An 18,640-nucleotide genomic window follows, 5' to 3' on the forward strand; every position below is an offset into this window, starting at 1 on the left:
TCCCGGCGCACCGGGAGGGCCTTCGTCGTCGTCTCCGACGATACGGCGTCTCAGACCGCGCGCATGACCGCGACGACCTTGCCGAGCACGACCGCCTCGTCGCCCAGGATCGGCTCGAACGCGGAGTTGCGGGGCAGCAGCCACGTGTGGCCGTCGCGACGGCGCAGCACCTTGACGGTCGCCTCGCCGTCGAGCATGGCGGCCACGATCTCGCCGTTCTCCGCCGTGTTCTGCGAACGCACGACGACCCAGTCGCCGTCGCAGATGGCGGCGTCGATCATCGACTCCCCGGAGACCTTGAGCATGAAGAGGTCGCCCTTGCCGACGAGCTGCCGGGGGAGCGGGAAGATCTCCTCGACCTGCTGGTCCGCCGTGATCGGCACGCCCGCGGCGATACGCCCGACCAGGGGGACCAGGGCGGCATCGCCCACGGGGGTCGCCACGTCCGCCGGGTTCTCCGCGCCGGTGCCGGGCAGGTCGATGAGGACCTCCATGGCGCGCGTCTTGCCCGGGTCGCGTCGCAGGTAGCCGCTGAGCTCGAGCTGACCGAGCTGGTGGGTGACGCTGGACAGCGACTTGAGCCCGACGGCGTCGCCGATCTCGCGCATGCTCGGCGGATAGCCGTTCTGCGCGATCGAGGCCTGGATGACCTCGAGGATCGCCATCTGCTTCGGGCTGAGGCTCTTGCGACGGCGGGTGCGCGGCGCCTCGGACTCGAGGGCTGAGGTGTCGCTCATGGTGCTCCTTCACTGCGTGATCCGACGTGCCGCTTCGAATGTCGGTGGCCCGTGGTGGGGTGTCCTTATCGAAACCGTATCCGAGAAAAGCGCCGATCTGGAAGATCTGTTCGAGCGTGTCGGCCGATTCGCGGGGCGTGGTTTCGAAGACGGCTTGACAGATGTTCGAACTCGAAGATATCTTCGGAACGTAGCTTCGCATCCACGGCTCCCGGCCGAGTCGCGGATGCGAAAGCTACGCCAACCTCCCCGGGCTCCGGCGCCGGGACAGTAAGGAGCAGACATGAGCAGCATGAGCCTCAGCACCGCGACCGCCCTTCCGGCGCCGGCCCGTCCGGCCACCCGGCTGCGGATCACGGCCCGCGGCCGCCGCACCCTGCTCGCGCTCGCCTCCGTCCCGCTCGCTGCGGGCATCGCCTTCGCCGCCATCGGCGGGGGCAGCGCGATCGCCTCCGGTGTAGACGCACCGGCCGTCTCCGTCGAGACCGTCACGGTCATGCCCGGTGACACGCTCTGGTCGATCGCGAGCAGCATCGCTCCCGACGCCGACCCGCGGGATGTCATCGGCGAGATCAGCCGGATGAACCTCCTGCGCGGCGGTGAGCTCCAGGTCGGTCAGGAGCTCGCGCTCCCGGCACGGTACACCGACTGACGCGGAGCCCGAGGTCCTGCCTCCGGTCCGTGACCATCCGATCGTCACGATGACCTCGGCGCTCCGTGCTCCTCTTAAGATGGGAAGGGTGACCTTCTCCCTCAACGATCTCCCGCTCCGCGACGATCTGCGCGGACTCACCCCGTACGGCGCACCTCAGGCCCCGCTGCCGGTCGCCCTCAACGTCAACGAGAACACGCATCCTGTTCCCGACGACGTCGCCAGTGACATCCTCGACGACATCGCCGTGGCGATCCGAGACGTGAACCGGTACCCGGACCGTGAGTTCACGACGCTGCGGGAGGCGTTCGCCGACTACCTGGGTCACGGCCTCACGCCGGAGCAGATCTGGGCGGGCAACGGATCCAACGAGGTGCTGCAGCACATCTTCCAGGCCTTCGGCGGACCGGGGCGCACGGCCTTCGGCTTCGCTCCCACGTACTCGATGTACCCGCTCATCGCGAAGGGGACCGGCGCGTCCTGGATCGCCGGTACCCGTCAGCCCGACTACACGGTCACCCCGGAGGAGGCGGCGGAGCAGGTGCGCGCGGCGGACCCCGACATCGTGATCCTCTGCTCGCCGAACAACCCGACCGGCACCCCGCTGGGGCTCGACGTGGTGGAGGCCGTGTACCAGGCGGCCCGCGGCGTCGTGATCGTCGACGAGGCCTACCAGGAGTTCGCGCCGCGGGATGCGGCGTCGGCCCTCACCCTCCTGGAAGGACGGCCGCGGCTCGCCGTCTCCCGCACCATGAGCAAGGCGTTCGCCTTCGCCGGTGCCCGCGTCGGCTACCTCGCGGCCGATCCGGCGTTCATCGACGCGCTGCGCCTCGTCCGGCTGCCGTACCACCTGAGCGCCTTGACGCAGGCGGCCGCCGTCGCCGCTCTCCGCAACGCCGACGTCATGCTCGGCATGGTGCAGGAGATCGTGGAGCAGCGGGACCGCATCACGGCGACGCTCGAAGCGCTCGGCTACACGCCGCACCTCTCGTGGTCCAACTTCGTGCTGTTCGGAGGCGTCGCGGATCCGCAGGCGACCTGGCAGCAGCTGTACGATCGCGGCGTGCTCGTCCGCGACGTGGGCATCCCCGGCCACCTGCGCGTCAGCGCCGGCACGGAGGCGGAGACGACGGCGTTCCTGGACGCCCTGGCCTCGATAGGATCGGCATCATGACCATCCCCGCGCCCACCGCACGCACCGCGAGCCGCGTGCGCAGCACGTCGGAGTCCACCGTCGAGGTCGAGCTGAACCTCGACGGCACCGGTGCGAGCCGCATCGACACGTCGGTGCCGTTCTTCGACCACATGCTCACGGCGTTCGCGAAGCACTCGCTGACGGATCTCACCGTGCGGGCCTCAGGGGACACCCACATCGATGCCCACCACACCGTGGAGGACGTCTCGATCGTGCTTGGCCAGGCGATCCTCGCAGCGCTGGGGGACAAGTCCGGCATCTCGCGGTACGGCGACGCCCTCGTGCCCCTGGACGAGGCGCTCGCACAGGCGGTCGTCGACATCTCCGGTCGCCCGTACCTCGTGCACGAGGGGGAGCCCGCAGGCTTCGAGCACCACCTGATCGGCGGGCACTTCACCGGATCGCTCGTACGGCACGTCTTCGAGGCCATCACCGTCAACGCCGCGCTGACCGTGCACGTGCGGGTGCTGAGCGGGCGCGACCCGCACCACATCGCCGAGGCCGAGTTCAAGGCGTTCGCGCGGGCGTTCCGGCAGGCGAAGGCCCTGGATCCCCTCGTCGACGGCATCCCGTCCACCAAGGGCGCGCTGTGAGTGCCGCGCCCCGGGTCGCCGTCTTCGACTACGAGTCCGGCAACGTCCACTCCGCGGTCAAGGCCCTCGTCGCCGCGGGAGCCGACGCCGTCCTCACGCGCGACCGCGCCGAGGCGCTTGAGGCAGACGGGTTCGTGGTGCCCGGTGTCGGGGCCTTCCAGGCGGTGCGGGATGCTCTGCACGCCCACGGCGGCGACGAGATCATCGGCCGTCGTCTCGCGGGCGGCCGACCGGTGCTCGGCATCTGCGTCGGCATGCAGGTGCTCTTCGAGCACGGCGTCGAGCGGGGGCACGACACCGCGGGCCTCGGCGAGTGGCCGGGCGCCGTGACGGAGCTCAACGCGTCCGTGCTGCCGCACATGGGCTGGAACACCGTCGAGCCGGGGAAGGACACGGTCCTGTTCCGCGGCATCGAGCAGGAGCGCTTCTACTTCGTGCACTCCTATGCCGCGCAGTCCTGGGAGCTCGACGTGATCCCGCCGTTCCCGCAGCCCGTGCTCACGTGGGCGGACTACGGCGGCCCCTTCCTCGCGGCCGTCGAGAACGGCCCGCTCTCGGCGACGCAGTTCCACCCGGAGAAGTCCGGTGACGCCGGCATCCGGCTGCTCCGGAACTGGGTGCAGAGCCTCTGACCCCGAGCCGCGTCGGCGCCCGGCGTCACGCGGTTTGTCCCGCGCCTCGCGGCGGACTACCCTCGTCTCTCGTGCCCTCTCGGGCCGCAGACCCACCCGAACCAAGGACCCCATGAACGACTTCGCGCAGTCCCCTTCGCTCACGCTCCTTCCCGCGGTCGACGTCGCCGGCGGCAAGGCGGTCCGTCTCACGCAGGGGGAGGCCGGGACCGAGACGAGCTACGGCGACCCGCTGGACGCCGCCGGGGAGTGGGTCTCGCAGGGAGCCTCCTGGATCCACCTCGTCGATCTGGACGCGGCGTTCGGTCGCGGGAGCAACGCGCCGATCCTGCGCAAGGTCATCAAGCAGTTCAAGAACGTCAATGTCGAGCTCTCCGGCGGCATCCGGGACGACGCGAGCCTGGAGGCAGCTCTGGAGAGCGGTGCCGCCCGCATCAACCTCGGCACCGCCGCGCTGGAGAACCCGGAGTGGGCGGCCGACGTGATCAGCCGCTTCGGGGAGGCGATCGCCGTCGGCCTCGACGTCCGTGGCACGACGCTCGCCGCGCGCGGCTGGACGAAGGAGGGCGGCGACCTCTGGGAGGTGCTCGAGCGCCTCGAGGACGCCGGCTGCAGCCGCTACGTCGTGACCGATGTGACCAAGGACGGCACGCTGCGCGGCCCGAACCTGGAGCTGCTGCGCGAGGTGACCTCGCGCACGCCGAAGCCGGTCGTCGCCTCGGGTGGCATCTCGAACCTCGACGACATCGCCGCGCTGCGCGACCTCGTGCCCCTGGGCGTCGAGGGAGCCATCGTCGGCAAGGCTCTGTACGCGGGCGCCTTCACGCTCGCGGAGGCCCTGGATGTCGCCGGAGACTGACCCCCACGCCTGCGGCCCCGAGTCGCACAACCGGGCCGATTCCGCCGGGGTGCCCTGGGAGGGCCGCAGCTTCGAGTCGAACCCGCATGCGGCGGACGACGGCTCGGCGGACCCGGCTCTGCTCGCTGCGCTTCACCGTTTCCGCGCGGGGGAGGGAAGCCAGGCCGAGGTCGTCGACGCGTTCCGCTCCGCCCGGGTGCTCGTCCCCCTGATCGCCGAGAAGGGCGAGGAGGGAGTGGCCCCCAGCGGTCTGGCGGTGGACAAGACGCAGGAGCTCTCGATCGTCACCGTCGCCGCCCCGGACGGACGCCGCGTCCAGCCGGTGTTCTCGTCGGTCGAGACGATGCAGCGCTGGGATCCGTCGGCACGCCCGATCCCGGTCGAGGCCGTCCGCGCGGCCCTGGCCGCGTCGTCGGAGGACACCGACCTCATCGTGCTGGACCCCACGTCCGACACCGAGTTCGTGATCCGCCGCCCCGCCGTCTGGGCCGTGGCGCAGGGGCACGCGTGGGAGCCGAGCTTCCTCTCTCCGGAGGTCGTCACCGCCCTCCGGGAGAGCATCGCCCACGAACTCGCCGTGATCGACATTGCGGTCGCGTCGGGAGACCCGGACGCCCGGCTCCGCGGACCCGAGCTCATCGTGGTGCTGGAGCTCGTCGACGGACTGGAGCGCGAGGTGCTGGATGCCGTGCTCGCCCGGCTCGCCCAGCGCTGGGCCGCGGACGACCGCATCGCCGTCCTCGCCGACTCTCTGGCGGTCAAACTCCGCCGCAGCAGCTGAGGCGGAGCTTCGGCCGGATCAGGTGACGGGGCCGGTCCACTTCTCGCCCGGCCCCTTGCCGATCGGGTCGGGGATGGTCGAGGCCTCGCGGAAGGCGAGCTGCAGCGAACGGAGGCCGTCGCGCAGTGAGCGTGCGTGCATGTCGCTGATCTCCGGGGCGCCGGCGGTGATGAGCCCTGCCAGGGCGTTGATGAGCTTGCGCGCCTCATCGAGGTCGAGCTGGGCCGCGGCGTCGGGGTCGTCCGCCAGGCCGAGCTTCACGGCCGCGGCGCTCATGAGGTGCACGGCGGCGGTCGTGATCACCTCGACGGCCGGGACGTCGGCGATGTCACGGACGGCCGAGGAGGCTGCCTCCTCCTGCCGAGCCCATCGCTCCTCGCGCTCGCGGGCCGCCTCGTCCGATGCCTGGTTCGTCACTTCGCCTTGCTTTCTGTTAGACTTTGGCGGGCTCCGGAGCGTCATGCTCCGGATCGAAAGAGGATTCACTTCCCACCCGCGCTTGCCGTTCCAGGCTACCGGGTCTTGCGCTCCGCCGGCTCCGCTCGTCATGAGAGGCCGGTAGACAGGGTGCGAAGCCGGCATCTGAACGCCGGCGGGTGGGGGACGACTCCGATTTCGCCCGGGATGCAGACCGCATCACGGTGGCCGAATCACATCGTCTAAGGAGCTCCGCATCAGCGATCCCCGTACCAATGAGCGCATCCGCGTCCCCGAGGTCCGCCTCGTCGGCCCCGCGGGTGAGCAGATCGGCGTTGTCCGCATCGAGGCAGCGCTGCGTCTCGCCCAGGAAGCCGATCTCGACCTCGTCGAGGTCGCCCCGAACTCGAAGCCGCCCGTTGTCAAGATCATGGACTACGGCAAGTTCAAGTACGAGGCCGCGCAGAAGGAAAAGGAAGCGCGTCGCAACCAGGCGAACACGATCCTCAAGGAAGTCCGCTTCCGTCTGAAGATCGAGGCGCACGACTACACGACGAAGCTCAAGCGCGCCGAGGGCTTCCTCAAGGCCGGCGACAAGGTCAAGGCCATGATCCTCTTCCGCGGTCGCGAGCAGTCGCGCCCGGAGCAGGGTGTCCGTCTGCTGCGCAAGTTCGCCGATGACGTCGCCGAGTTCGGCACGGTCGAGTCGAACCCGACCATCGATGGCCGCAACATGGTGATGGTCGTCGCGCCGCACAAGAGCAAGTCCGAGGCGAAGCAGGAGCAGAACGCCGTGCGCGCCGCGAACAAGCAGGCCGCGCGCGAGGCGAAGAACGACGCGGACGCCAAGGCGGAGTAGGTCCGCCCCCAGAACTCCCGCACCGCGGGTTGACACCGTCGCCTGAGAAGGCGCCATACGAAGGAAGAGAAGATGCCGAAGCAGAAGACCCACTCGGGTGCTAAGAAGCGCTTCAAGATCACCGGCAGCGGCAAGCTGAAGAAGCAGCAGGCCGGGATGCGCCACAACCTCGAGCACAAGTCGAGCCGTCGCACCCGTCGTCTGAACCAGGACCAGGTGCTCGCGAAGGCGGACTTCAAGGTCGCGAAGAAGCTTCTCGGTCGCTGACGCGCCCGATCGCAGGATAGGAACACAGGAAAATGGCAAGAGTCAAGCGGGCGGTCAACGCCCACAAGAAGCGTCGGGTCATCCTCGAGCGCGCCTCCGGCTACCGCGGTCAGCGTTCGCGCCTCTACCGGAAGGCCAAGGAGCAGGTCATCCACTCCCTGGTCTACTCGTACCGGGACCGCCGCAAGCGCAAGGGCGACTTCCGTCGTCTGTGGATCCAGCGCATCAACGCTGCGGCCCGCCAGAACGGCATGACGTACAACCGCTTCATCCAGGGGCTGGGCCTCGCGGGTGTCACGGTCGACCGTCGCATGCTCGCCGACCTCGCGGTGAACGACGCCGCGACGTTCACGACGCTGGTCGAGACGGCGAAGAAGGCTCTGCCCTCCGACGTCAACGCGCCGAAGTCGGCCGCGTAAGCATCTCGCTTCCGAACGGGCGCTTTCCTCCGGGAAGGCGCCCGTTCCGCGTATCCGGGCGGCGTCGGGCTGACCGTAGACTGAGTTCGTGCTGGAGAACCCCCGTTCCCCCCGAGTCCGTGCCGTCGCCAAGCTGACCAAGCGCAGCGCGCGCACCGAGACCGGTCTTTTTCTGCTCGAAGGTCCGCAGTCCGTCCGTGAGGCGCTGACGTACCGTCCCGAAGCGATCGTCGAGCTGTTCGCGACCCCGCACGGGTGGGAGAAGCACGCGGACATCCGAGCCGTCGCCGCGGAGGCGGATGTCGACGTCGAGTACGTGAGCGAGGACGTCCTCCACGCGATGGCCGACACGGTGACCCCGCAGGGGCTCGTCGCGGTCGTCCGTCAGACGCCGACCTCGGTGCGGGACATCTTCGATGCGGCACCGCGTCTCGTCGCGATCTGCGAGGAGGTGCGCGACCCGGGCAACCTCGGCACCATCATCCGGGCCGCCGACGCCGCCGGCGCCGATGCCGTCGTGCTCACTGGTCGCACGGTCGATCCATACAACCCCAAGGTGGTGCGGGCGACGACCGGCTCGCTCTTCCACCTTCCGGTCTCGGTGGGCAGTGAGCTCGACGAGGTCGTCCGGCGTGCACACGATGCGGGCCTGCAGATCCTCGCGGCGGACGTGAAGGGGGATGACCTCCTCGCGGCACGCGCCGACGGCGTGCTCGGTGAGCCGACCGCCTGGCTGTTCGGCAACGAGGCGCGCGGGCTCGAGGACGAGGCGCTGACTCAGGCCGACCGTGTCCTCCGGTTGCCGATCTTCGGCCGCGCCGAATCGCTCAACCTGGCCACCGCGGCGAGTGTCTGCCTGTACGAGAGCGCGTTCGCCCAACGCGCGGCCTCCACCGGCTGACCGGCGAAGAACGGGACGCGGGATGCAGATACTGATCGTCGAGGATGACGAGCGGGTGGCGGGGGCCTTGCAGGCCTTCCTCGCGCGCTCGGGCTACGCCACCGTGCATGCGGCCGACGGGGCCGCGGCGCTGGAGCACCTCGATGCGGACACCGAGGTGGTGCTGCTGGATCTCGGGCTGCCCGACGTCGACGGGATCGATCTGTGCCGCCGCATCCGCGGGCGCTCCGACGTCCCGATCGTGATCGTCACCGCGCGCAACCAGGTCGCCGAGCGGATCAAGGGGCTGCGCGCCGGTGCCGACGACTTCGTGGTGAAGCCCTATGACGTGCACGAGCTCCTGGCGCGGATCGAGGCAGTCACCCGGCGATCACGGCCGCTGCGCACGGAACCGGACACCCGGGTGCTGCTGCATGACGGGGCGGTGCAGATCGACCTCGTCGCGCGGGAGGTGCAGGTCGGCGGGGTGCCGCTCGCGCTCACCCGCAAGGAGTTCGACATCGTGGGCGTGCTCGCGCGGTATCCGGGCGTCGCGGTGCCGAAGGAGCGCCTCATCCGCGAGGTCTGGAACACCGATTGGCGTGGCTTCGGCCACTCCCTCGAGGTGCACGTGGCCGCCATCCGGAAGAAGAGCGGCGATCGCGCGTTCATCGAGACCGTGCGTGGCGTCGGCTACCGGCTCGCGGGGTCCTGACGCGTGCGCCGCCGCCTGACCGTCGTCTTCCTCGTGCCGTTGATCATCGTGCTCGTCGCACTCGGCGGCGTGACCGGGTGGAGCGCGGCACGCAGCGTCCAGCAGTCGTTCTACGCCGAGCAGCTCGGCGACCTCGGGTACTTCGCGACGAGCGCCCGACAGGCGCTGCGCTCCGGGAGTCCGGCGGTGATGGACGCCGAGGTCCGCCGCTTCCAAGAGGTCTACGGGATCGAGGTGACCGTGTTCGATCTCACCGGCAGCCCCTGGGCGGCCGGTGACCACGGAGACACGGTGCTGTCGGAGGAGGATGCGCAGCGGGTGCGGTTGGCGCTCTCCGGTCGCCGCGCCGAGCAACCGACGTCCTTCCCGTGGGTCGTGTCCGATGCGGCACTGGTGGAACCCGTGTTCGACGACGGGGATGTGATCGGCGCGGTGCTCGTCACGGGTGGCACGGACACGCCGCAGACGGTCATCCTGCGGCAGACGCTCGTGCTCGCTCTCATCGTCGTGCTGCTCAGCGCGCTCGGCATCCTCCTGGTCGCGGGGCTCGCGCGCTGGGTGCTCTCGCCGGTGCGCCGTCTCGACGAGGCGATGGCGGCGATCGAGCGGGGGGAGATGGACGCCCGGGTGGCCGAGGGGACCGGGCCGCCCGAGCTGCGGCGCATGACGCGGGTGTTCAACGGCATGGCCGACGAGATCGAGCGCGTCATGACCCGGCAGCAGGAGTTCGCGCTGAACGCCTCGCACGAGCTGCGGAATCCGCTCAACGCGCTGTTGCTGCGCGTCGAGCACCTCGCGACAGGGCTGGGGCACGAGTGGGACCACGACGTGGAGGAGACCAGGGAGGAGGGCCGGCGGATGACCCGCATCCTGGAGACGCTCCTCGGGCTCGCGCGCGGCGGTCGCACCGACTCCACCATGTCGGCGGTCGATCTCGCCGCCGTGGCCGCCCGCCGAGTCGAGGCATGGCAGGAGGTGGCCGCCCACCGGGCCATCGTGCTGCGCCGGACGGGGGAGCCGTCGGTCATGACGATCACCGACCGCACCATCGTCGAGAGTGCTCTCGACGCCGCGATCGACAACGCGGTGAAGTACTCGCCGGAGGGCTCGTCTATCGAGGTCGGTGCGCAGCGCGAGGGCGACGAATACCAGCTCACCGTGCGCGACCACGGTCCCGGGCTGTCGCCGGAGGACGCGTCGTCGGCGGCGGACCGCTTCTGGCGGAGCGCGGACAGCGGTGACATGCCGGGAACCGGGCTCGGGCTGGCGATCGCGACCGACCTCCTCGCGACGGTCGGGGGCGAGTTGAGGGTGTGCGGCGCCGACGGCGGCGGGCTCCTCGTGGCCCTCGTCCTCCCCGCGGAGGCGGCAGCGTGAGCCGGCGGGGGCGGCGCGTCGTCGCCGGGATGCTCGCGCTCGTGACGGCGGCGGTCGCGGTGAGCGCGTGCAGTCCGCGTTCCGAGGACTGGACGGAGACCGCCGCCGTGCTCGCCGCGGGCAGCCCCACCGGTGTCTACCACGACTACGGCAGCCACCTCGCGACAGAGCTGTCGCGTGGGCTCGACGTCGACCTCACGGCGGAGGTGACGGCGGGATCGGTGGACAACCTGCTGCGCGTGAGCGCGGGGGAGGCGCTCCTCGGCTTCGCGCAGGGCGACGCGGCTGCCGATGCCGTGGCGGGGACGGGAGCGTTCACCGAGCCGCTGGACGTGCAGGCGGTCGCCCGTCTCTACGACGAGTACCTGCAGATCGTCGTGCGGGACGACTCGGCCGTCGAAGACCTCGCGGACCTCTCCGGACGGACGATCTCTCTCGGGGCCGAGAACTCGGGGGTGAACGTGATCGCCACCCGCGTGCTCCACGCGGCCGGCGTCGCGGCCGACGTGATCGACGATCCGCAGCTCGACCTCGGCGGGTCGATCGCCGCGATGGAGCGCGGCGAGATCGACGGCTTCTTCTGGGTGGGAGGGCTGCCGACGCCCGGCATCGCGGACCTCGCGGAGACCATCGACGTGCGCCTGCTCCCGGTCGAGCAGGACTGGGTGAACGCGGTCAACGAGCGCTACTCGCATGCGTATCGACCCGCCGATGTGCCCGCAGGCACCTACGGCCTCGATGCCGCGGTGACGACGTTGGCGGTGCCGAACTACCTCGTCACCGCCGGCAGCACCCCGCCCGGCGTGGTGCATGACCTCGTCGCCGGCCTGTTCGCCGCGCGCACCACGCTGGCCGCCGACGTCCCGGCGGCGGCCCTGCTGGACCGACGATCTGCGATCTTCACCGGGCCGGTCCCCCTGCACCCGGGCGCGGAGCAGTACTACCGCGATCTGCGCCGGTGACCTGCGCCCCTCAAGAAATCCTCAAGATCTCTGACAGCCGTCGGCGCGCTCTGCCAGGGTGAGGTCGATCGCACACGATCGGACACCTGCTGCCTGCTGTCGCTGGGAGCGTGGCAGCAGGGCGATCCCGCGGCCCGAGGGGGCGGGCCGTGGGGTGCCCTTGCGAAGATGCATTGGCCCCGCGATCAGGTGATTACGAACATGTAAACCTCACCGTGGTGCCTGGAACCGCGCGCATCGCGTGGCTAGTTTGGAGAAATGATGACCTCTGAAACCCCGCTCGTCGTCGTCGAGAACGTCCAGAAGCACTACGGCGAGTTCCAGGCGCTCAGCGACATCGACCTCACCGTCAACGCGGGGGAGGTCGTCGTCGTGATCGGCCCCTCCGGCTCGGGCAAGTCGACGCTCTGCCGCACGATCAACCGCCTGGAGACCATCACCAGCGGCTCGATCCGCATCGACGGCAAGGAGCTGCCCGCGGAGGGCAAGGCACTCGCGCACCTGCGCGCCGACGTCGGCATGGTCTTCCAGTCCTTCAACCTCTTCGCGCACCTCACGATCCTCGAGAACGTGACGCTCGGCCCGATCAAGGTCCGGGGACTCAAGAAGTCCGATGCTGAGGCCGAGGCGATGATGCTCCTCAAGCGCGTCGGCGTCGCCCAGCAGGCGAACAAGCTTCCCGCGCAGCTCTCCGGCGGCCAGCAGCAGCGCGTCGCGATCGCACGGGCCCTCGCCATGCAGCCGAAGGTGATGCTCTTCGACGAGCCCACGAGCGCCCTCGACCCGGAGATGATCAACGAGGTCCTCGACGTCATGGTCGAGCTCGCCCAGGAGGGCATGACGATGATCGTCGTCACCCACGAGATGGGCTTCGCCCGCAAGGCGGCCGATCGCGTCGTCTTCATGGCGGACGGTCGGATCGTCGAGGAGGCCAAGCCCGAGGAGTTCTTCACGAACCCGAAGAGCGACCGCGCCAAGGACTTCCTCTCGAAGCTCCTCACGCACTGACTTCCCAGACCCAGCACCCACAGCACAGCACACGAAGGAGACGCACATGCGACGCACACGGACACTGGCCGGATTCGGGATCGCCACGGTGGCGCTGCTCGCGCTCACGGCCTGCAACAGCGGCACGCCGTCGAGCACCGGCACCTCGGGGAGCGACGAGGGCGACACCTCGAGCAGCACGCCCTGGACCGTCGAGGAGGACGTCACGATCGAGGGGAGCCCCACGTTCGACCGCATCTCCTCGTCGGGCACCGTCAAGGTGGGCGTCAAGGAGGACCAGCCCGGTCTCGGCTACCTCGACCCCGTGACCGGCGAGCGGACCGGCTTCGACGTCGACATCGCCCGCTGGATGGCGGCATCCCTCGGCGTCGACCCGGAGAAGATCGAGTTCCAGGCGATCGCCTCCGCGAACCGCGAGCAGGCCATCGTCAACGGTGACATCGACTACTACGTCGGCACCTACTCCATCACGGACAAGCGCAAAGAGCAGATCGCCTTCGCCGGTCCCTACTTCGTCACCGGCCAGGGCCTCCTCGTTGCCGCCGACAGCGACATCGCGAGCGTCGACGACCTCGACTCCTCGACGACGGTCTGCTCGGCGACGGGTTCGACGCCGATCCAGAACATCAAGGAGAACTACCCCGAGGTGAAGACGAAGGAGTACGACACGTACTCCAAGTGCGTCGAGGACCTCAAGAATGGTCAGGTCGACGCGGTCACCACCGACGAGGCCATCCTCATCGGCTACGCCGCGCAGGACCCCGACAACCTCAAGGTCGTGGGCGAGCCGTTCAGCGAGGAGCGCTACGGCATCGGTGTGGCGAAGGGCGACGACGCGCTCGTCGAGTACTTCAACACGCAGCTCACCGACGGTGGCGACATCTGGCAGCAGATCTTCGACAACAATCTCGGCGCCTCCGGTGTGAAGGCCGAGCAGCCCGAGGTCGACCCGGTCGGTTGATCTCCCGGGGGCGGCCGGTCCGACCGGCCGCCCCCGTCCTCCTCGGCGTCGACCTGACGCGGAAACGAACCGAAAGGCACAGCAGTGGGAGTGATCTCTGACCACCTCGACCTCTGGGGTGAAGCGCTGTGGGGAACCATCGCGCTGTTCCTCGGCGGTGGCCTCATCGCCGTGGTGCTCGGACTCATCGTCGGAGCGGCCCGCGTGTCCCCGGTCCCGATCGCGCGCGGCGTCGGCGCCGTGTACGTGAACTGGATCCGGAACACCCCGCTCACGCTGGTGATGTTCTTCTTCGCGTTCTGCCTTCCGATCCTGATGGGGGAGCGGGTCAACTCCCTGCTGCTGGCGACGATCGCGCTCGGCATCTACACCGCCACGTACGTCGCGGAGGCGATCCGTGCCGGCATCAACACGGTGCCGGTCGGACAGGCGGAGGCGGCACGGGCCATCGGCCTCAACTTCGGCCAGGTCATGCGCTTCGTCGTGCTGCCCCAGGCGACGCGGTCCGTGGTCCCACCGCTCATGAGCGTGCTGATCGCCCTCATGAAGAACACCACGGTGGCCGCCGGCTTCTCGGTGGTCAACCTCGGCACGATCCGGGCGGCACTCAGCGAGCGGGGCGAGAACGCCCTCGTCGTGCTGCTCTGGGTCATGGTCATCTTCGTCGTGCTCGTGCTGCTCCTGAGCTGGGTGCAGCGCGTACTCGAGAACAAGTGGAGGATCGCGCGATGAGTTCCGTCCTGTTCGACGTCCCGGGCCCCCGCGCGGTTGCCCGCAACCGGATCATCGGTGCCGTCACGATCCTGGTCGTGCTCGCCGTGCTCGGCTGGGTGGTCTGGCGCCTGTATGCCACCGGCCAGTTCTCCGCGGAGAAGTGGAACATCTTCACGTACTCGGCGGTCTGGGTGCGGTTCGGGGAGGGGCTGCTCAGCACGCTCTCCGCGTTCGCCGTCGCCGGTGTCGGCTCTCTGGTCCTCGGTTTCATCCTCGGCATCGGCCGCCTCTCCGAGCACGTCTGGGTGCGTGAGCCGGTGCGGTGGATCATCGAGATCATGCGGGCGATCCCCGTCCTGATCCTCATGATGCTGCTGTACTACGGCCTCCCCGTGATCGGCATCAGGATGCCCCCGTACTACGCGGTGGTCATCGCGCTCATCGTCTACAACGGCTCGGTGCTCGCGGAGGTGCTGCGCGCCGGGATCGAGTCGCTGCCGCGCGGACAGAAGGAGGCCGGTTACGCGATCGGTCTGCGCAAGACCGGGGTCATGTACTTCATCCTCATCCCGCAGGCCGTCCGGGCGATGATGCCCGTGATCATCGCGCAGCTCGTGGTGGCCCTGAAGGACACCGCGCTCGGCTTCATCATCACGTACAAGGAGCTGCTGTACGTCATCAACCAGATCGGCAACCAGGCGCCCTACGGGTCGCCGCTGATCCCCGCCGCGATCGTCGGCGGCTCGATGTACGTCGCGGTCTGTCTGGTGCTCTCCTACATCGCCTACCGCATGCAGCGTCGGGCGAAGCGGTCGGCCAAGGCCGGGCCGGACGAGGCGGACCCTCGCCAGCACGACGGGGAGACGAACACGTCGCTCATCGTGGCGCAGCGCGGGCTGGGCAAGTTCGACGCCAACAGCTCCGGCGCTTCCGGCCTCTGAGCCGCCACCGGCGCGGGACGCCCGTCCCGCGCCGGTAGACTCGACTCCCGTGTCAGAGTCTCCGGAAATCACCCCCGAAGCGGTCGAAGCCGCTGTCGCCGACGCCCTCGCGGCGATCGACGCGGCCGCCGACACCGCCGCGCTGAAAGCCGCCCGTGCGGCGCACGTCGCGGAGGGATCGCCGCTCGCGGTCCTGAACGCCTCGATGCGCCAGGTCGCCCCCGAGAACAAGGCCGCATTCGGCAAGCTCGTCGGCCAGGGCCGCGGTCGTGTGAACCAGGCGCTCGCGGCGAAGGAGGCCGAGCTGGCCGCCGCCGAGGTCGCCGCGCGCCTGGAGGCCGAGCGCGTCGACATCACCGCCGTCCCGTCGCGGACGCGCGTCGGCGCCCGGCACCCGCTCGCTCTCCTGCAGGACCACGTCGAGGACATCTTCGTCGGCATGGGGTGGGAGATCGCAGAGGGGCCGGAGCTCGAGCACGAGTGGTTCAACTTCGACGCCCTGAACTTCGACGTCGATCACCCCGCCCGCCAGGAGCAGGACACCTTCTACGTCGACCCGACCTCGCGCCACCTCGTCATGCGGACGCACACGAGCCCGGTGCAGGTGCGGTCGATGCTGAACCGCGAGGTCCCCATCTACGTGCTGTGCCCGGGCCGCGTGTACCGCACGGACGAGTTCGACGCCACGCACCTCCCGGTCTTCACGCAGTTCGAGGGACTGGTCGTCGACAAGGGCATCACGATGGCGCACCTCAAGGGCACGCTCGACCACTTCGCGAAGCAGCTCTTCGGTCCGGAGGCCAAGACCCGCTTCCGCACGAACTACTTCCCCTTCACCGAGCCCTCCGCCGAGCTCGACCTGTGGCACCCGACCTTCAAGGGCGGCGCGCGCTGGATCGAGTGGGGCGGCTGCGGCATGGTCAACCCGAACGTGCTGCGCGCGGCCGGGATCGACCCGGAGGTGTACAGCGGCTTCGCGTTCGGCATGGGCATCGAGCGGGGCCTGATGTTCCGCAGCGATGTGCAGGACATGCGCGACATGGCCGAGGGCGACGTCCGTTTCAGCGAGCAGTACGGGATGGTGGTGTGATGCGCGTCCCGCTTTCGTGGCTGCGTGAGTACGTCGATCTGGCAGCGGAGGCCACGCCCGAGGACGTCCTCGCGGCGCTGGTGACCGTCGGCTTCGAAGAGGAGGACGTGCACCGCTTCGACATCACGGGTCCCGTGGTGGTCGGCCAGGTCGTCTCGCTCGAGCCGGAGCCCCAGTCGAACGGCAAGACCATCAACTGGTGCCAGGTCGACGTCGGTCCCGAGCACGGCGGCGTCCGCGGGATCGTCTGCGGCGCGCACAACTTCGGCGTCGGCGACAAGGTCGTCGTGACCCTGCCCGGCGCTGTCCTTCCCGGGCCGTTCCCCATCGCCGCCCGCAAGACCTACGGTCACGTCTCCGACGGCATGATCGCCTCCGCGCGCGAGCTGGGGCTCGGCGACGAGCACAACGGAATCGTCGTGCTGAGCGACCTCGGGATCGATGCCCCCGTCGGCACGGACGCGATCGCGCTGCTGGGCCTCGACGACGTCGCGGTGGAGATCAACGTCACGCCGGACCGCGGCTACGCCTTCTCGGTGCGCGGCATCGCCCGTGAGTACTCCCACGCCACGGGGGCGGCCTTCCGCGACCCCGCCGAGCGCGACTTCGCCGAGCTGCAGCCCGGTTCCGGACACACGGCCGTGGTCGACGACCAGGCGCCGGTGCGCGGCCGGGTCGGCGCAAGCGAGTTCGTCACCAGGGTCGTGCGCGACGTCGATCCGTCGCGGCCCACCCCGCCGTGGATGATCGCGCGCCTGAGCCTCGCGGGCATGCGGTCGCTGGGTGTGCTCATCGACATCACGAACTACGTCATGCTCGAGCTCGGGCAGCCGCTGCACGGCTACGACCTCGACAAGCTCACGGGCGGCATCACCGTCCGGCGCGCGACGCCGGGGGAGAAGATGACCACGCTCGACGGCGTGGAGCGGAAGCTGCACGTCGAAGACCTCCTCATCACCGACGACTCCGGTCCCATCGGCCTCGCCGGTGTCATGGGCGGCGGCACCACCGAGATGAGCGACACCACGCGGAACGTGCTCATCGAGGCGGCGACCTTCGACGCGACGACCATCGCCCGCACGGCCCGCCGGCACAAGCTCCCGAGCGAGGCGTCCAAGCGCTTCGAGCGGGGCGTCGACCCGCTGATCCCGTTCGTCGCGGCCCGGCGCGCAGCCGACCTCATGGTCGAGCTCGCCGGTGGCACGCTCACGGAGGAAGGTGGCGCGCTCTTCGCCGAGGTCTTCGTCGCCGAGATCGAGCTCCCGCGCGGCTTCGTGCAGGGGCTGATCGGCGTCGACTACACCGACGACGAGATCACCGGCGCGCTCACGACGATCGGCGCGGAGGTCACCGCGGCGGAGAACGGCTGGACGGTCATCCCGCCGACCTGGCGCCCGGACCTCACCGACAAGTGGACGCTCGCCGAGGAGGTCGCCCGCATCCACGGGCTCGACCGCATCCCCGCGGTGCTGCCGACTCCGCCGTCCGGTCGCGGCCTCACGGCCCACCAGCAGGGGCGTCGACGCGTGGCGAACGCTCTCGCGGCCGCGGGGTTCGTCGAGACTCCGGCGTTCCCGTTCACGACCGAGGCGCAGAACGATCTGCACGGTTCCGCGTCCGGTGAGCACCTGCCCAGCATCCGCCTCGCGAACCCGCTCGACGGGCAGGTGCCGTTCCTGCGGCGCTCGCTCATCCCCGGTCTGCTGCAGACCGCGCACCGCAACATCTCGCGCGGGCTCACGGATCTTGCGCTGTTCGAGACAGGCGCCGTGTTCGTCCCGGAGCCCGGCGTGGAGTACGGCACCGCCGAGGTTCCGCCGCTGGGTGTCCGGCCGTCCGATGAGGTGCTCGCCGAGCTCGACGCCTCCATCCCCCCGCAGGAGCGCCACGTCGCGGTGCTGCTGACCGGCAATGTGTCGCCGCGTCAGCCGGGTCGTGCCGCCGAAGCCGCCGGGCTCGTCGAGGCGCTCGACGCGGTCCGCGTGATCGGGGCCGCCGCGGGCATCGAGATCGACGTCGTGCAGACACAGCGCGCCGCACTCCACCCCGGACGCACCGGTGCGCTCGTCGCCGGGGGCGAGGAGGTCGGCTACGTCGGCGAGCTTCATCCGGCCGTCGCCGAGGAGGCCGATCTGCCGGGTCGCGCCACCGTGCTGGAGCTGGACCTCGACCGGCTGCTCACGCTCGCCGGAGGACGCATCGTGGCGGCATCGCTCTCCACGTTCCCGGCCGCGACGCAGGACGTCTCGCTCACGCTCCCGGCCGAGGTGCCGGCGGGCGAGGTCCGCGCGGCTCTCGCCGAGGGCGCTGGCGCGCTGCTGGAGTCCGTCCGGCTCGTGGACGACTACCGCGGCGAGGGCGTGCCCGAGGGATCGAAGTCGCTGACGTTCGCCCTGCGCTTCCGCGCCGACGACCGCACGCTGACCGCCGCGGAGGCCTCCGAGGCGAAGATGGCGGGCGTCGTCGTCGCCGCGGAGCGCTTCGGCGCCGCCCTCCGCGACTGATCCTGATGCCGCGCGGGTTCCTCGGGAGGTCGCGCGGCATCAGGCGCTCGCGTGGCATCAGGTGACAGCAGTGCCGG

Annotated in this window: 21 protein-coding genes; 19 read left to right on the plus strand and 2 right to left on the minus strand. The window is 70.0% G+C overall.

Annotation, left to right across the window (positions count from 1 at the left end; all coding sequences use genetic code 11):
* Positions 1 to 50: 50 nt before the first annotated feature.
* Positions 51 to 737: a transcriptional repressor LexA gene (gene lexA / locus BK819_RS14200; RefSeq protein WP_025105289.1), complete on the minus strand. Its 687-nt coding sequence runs from the start codon at positions 735 to 737 to the stop codon at positions 51 to 53.
* 283 nt (positions 738 to 1,020) lie between these two features.
* Between lexA and BK819_RS14205 the strand changes: the two genes are divergently transcribed.
* The 6 genes from BK819_RS14205 (at position 1,021) to BK819_RS14230 (ending at position 5,449) form a co-directional block, all read left to right on the plus strand.
* Positions 1,021 to 1,389, plus strand: a complete 369-nt coding sequence (locus tag BK819_RS14205) for a LysM peptidoglycan-binding domain-containing protein (RefSeq protein WP_071329705.1) — start codon at positions 1,021 to 1,023, stop codon at positions 1,387 to 1,389.
* A 79-nt stretch (positions 1,390 to 1,468) separates the two neighbouring features.
* Positions 1,469 to 2,563: a histidinol-phosphate transaminase gene (locus BK819_RS14210; RefSeq protein WP_177173848.1), complete on the plus strand. Its 1,095-nt coding sequence runs from the start codon at positions 1,469 to 1,471 to the stop codon at positions 2,561 to 2,563.
* A complete protein-coding gene (gene hisB, locus BK819_RS14215; RefSeq protein WP_071329707.1) occupies positions 2,560 to 3,177 on the plus strand; it encodes an imidazoleglycerol-phosphate dehydratase HisB in 618 nt (205 codons plus the stop codon). The genes BK819_RS14210 and hisB overlap by 4 nt, the downstream gene beginning before the upstream one ends.
* Positions 3,174 to 3,809 carry an imidazole glycerol phosphate synthase subunit HisH gene (hisH, locus tag BK819_RS14220; protein ID WP_071329708.1) on the plus strand — a complete coding sequence of 212 codons (636 nt, stop codon included), beginning with the start codon at positions 3,174 to 3,176 and terminating at the stop codon, positions 3,807 to 3,809. Before hisB ends, hisH begins: the two co-directional genes overlap by 4 nt.
* 112 nt (positions 3,810 to 3,921) lie before the next feature.
* Positions 3,922 to 4,668, plus strand: a complete 747-nt coding sequence (priA, locus tag BK819_RS14225; protein WP_025105284.1) for a bifunctional 1-(5-phosphoribosyl)-5-((5-phosphoribosylamino)methylideneamino)imidazole-4-carboxamide isomerase/phosphoribosylanthranilate isomerase PriA — start codon at positions 3,922 to 3,924, stop codon at positions 4,666 to 4,668.
* Positions 4,652 to 5,449 (plus strand): SseB family protein, encoded by a 798-nt coding sequence (locus BK819_RS14230; protein WP_071329709.1) that lies wholly within the window; start codon positions 4,652 to 4,654, stop codon positions 5,447 to 5,449. The genes priA and BK819_RS14230 overlap by 17 nt, the downstream gene beginning before the upstream one ends.
* 18 nt (positions 5,450 to 5,467) lie before the next feature.
* Here the strand turns inward: BK819_RS14230 and BK819_RS14235 are convergent, their stop codons facing one another.
* Positions 5,468 to 5,866, minus strand: a complete 399-nt coding sequence (locus tag BK819_RS14235) for a DUF1844 domain-containing protein (RefSeq protein WP_025105282.1) — start codon at positions 5,864 to 5,866, stop codon at positions 5,468 to 5,470.
* Between the two features lie 232 nt (positions 5,867 to 6,098).
* On the opposite strand from BK819_RS14235, the gene infC reads away from it, so the two are divergent.
* The 13 genes from infC to pheT all read left to right on the plus strand — a co-directional run bounded on the left by infC (position 6,099) and on the right by pheT (position 18,563).
* A complete protein-coding gene (infC, locus tag BK819_RS14240) occupies positions 6,099 to 6,725 on the plus strand; it encodes a translation initiation factor IF-3 (RefSeq protein WP_083391811.1) in 627 nt (208 codons plus the stop codon).
* Between the two features lie 72 nt (positions 6,726 to 6,797).
* Positions 6,798 to 6,992, plus strand: coding sequence for a 50S ribosomal protein L35 (gene rpmI, locus BK819_RS14245; protein ID WP_025105280.1), 195 nt, complete (start codon positions 6,798 to 6,800; stop codon positions 6,990 to 6,992).
* Between the two features lie 32 nt (positions 6,993 to 7,024).
* On the plus strand, positions 7,025 to 7,411 hold the full coding sequence (gene rplT / locus BK819_RS14250; RefSeq protein WP_017202428.1) for a 50S ribosomal protein L20: 387 nt from the start codon (positions 7,025 to 7,027) through the stop codon (positions 7,409 to 7,411).
* Positions 7,412 to 7,499: 88 nt separating this feature from the next.
* Positions 7,500 to 8,312 (plus strand): RNA methyltransferase, encoded by an 813-nt coding sequence (locus BK819_RS14255; protein WP_071329711.1) that lies wholly within the window; start codon positions 7,500 to 7,502, stop codon positions 8,310 to 8,312.
* Positions 8,313 to 8,334: 22 nt separating this feature from the next.
* Complete coding sequence (locus tag BK819_RS14260) at positions 8,335 to 9,006, plus strand: response regulator transcription factor (RefSeq protein ID WP_071329712.1); 672 nt, start codon at positions 8,335 to 8,337, stop codon at positions 9,004 to 9,006.
* Between the two features lie 3 nt (positions 9,007 to 9,009).
* A complete protein-coding gene (locus BK819_RS14265) occupies positions 9,010 to 10,383 on the plus strand; it encodes an ATP-binding protein (protein WP_071329713.1) in 1,374 nt (457 codons plus the stop codon).
* Entirely contained in the window at positions 10,380 to 11,345 is a 966-nt protein-coding gene (locus BK819_RS14270; protein ID WP_256209482.1) for a TAXI family TRAP transporter solute-binding subunit, read from the plus strand. The genes BK819_RS14265 and BK819_RS14270 overlap by 4 nt, the downstream gene beginning before the upstream one ends.
* Positions 11,346 to 11,606: 261 nt before the next feature.
* Positions 11,607 to 12,353, plus strand: a complete 747-nt coding sequence (locus BK819_RS14275; RefSeq protein WP_025105274.1) for an amino acid ABC transporter ATP-binding protein — start codon at positions 11,607 to 11,609, stop codon at positions 12,351 to 12,353.
* Between the two features lie 46 nt (positions 12,354 to 12,399).
* Positions 12,400 to 13,314 carry a glutamate ABC transporter substrate-binding protein gene (locus BK819_RS14280; RefSeq protein WP_025105273.1) on the plus strand — a complete coding sequence of 305 codons (915 nt, stop codon included), beginning with the start codon at positions 12,400 to 12,402 and terminating at the stop codon, positions 13,312 to 13,314.
* Positions 13,315 to 13,398: 84 nt separating this feature from the next.
* Positions 13,399 to 14,046: an amino acid ABC transporter permease gene (locus BK819_RS14285; RefSeq protein WP_071329714.1), complete on the plus strand. Its 648-nt coding sequence runs from the start codon at positions 13,399 to 13,401 to the stop codon at positions 14,044 to 14,046.
* Positions 14,043 to 14,969, plus strand: coding sequence for an amino acid ABC transporter permease (locus BK819_RS14290; RefSeq protein WP_071329715.1), 927 nt, complete (start codon positions 14,043 to 14,045; stop codon positions 14,967 to 14,969). Before BK819_RS14285 ends, BK819_RS14290 begins: the two co-directional genes overlap by 4 nt.
* A gap of 49 nt (positions 14,970 to 15,018) precedes the next feature.
* The gene (gene pheS / locus BK819_RS14295; protein ID WP_025105270.1) at positions 15,019 to 16,059 is read left to right on the plus strand and encodes a phenylalanine--tRNA ligase subunit alpha; all 1,041 of its coding nucleotides are present in this window, start codon (positions 15,019 to 15,021) and stop codon (positions 16,057 to 16,059) included.
* Positions 16,059 to 18,563, plus strand: coding sequence for a phenylalanine--tRNA ligase subunit beta (pheT, locus tag BK819_RS14300; RefSeq protein ID WP_071329716.1), 2,505 nt, complete (start codon positions 16,059 to 16,061; stop codon positions 18,561 to 18,563). Before pheS ends, pheT begins: the two co-directional genes overlap by 1 nt.
* The last annotated feature ends 77 nt before the right edge of the window (positions 18,564 to 18,640 follow it).

This window comes from Microbacterium sp. LCT-H2, from assembly GCF_001866135.1.
Lineage (GTDB): Bacteria > Actinomycetota > Actinomycetes > Actinomycetales > Microbacteriaceae > Microbacterium.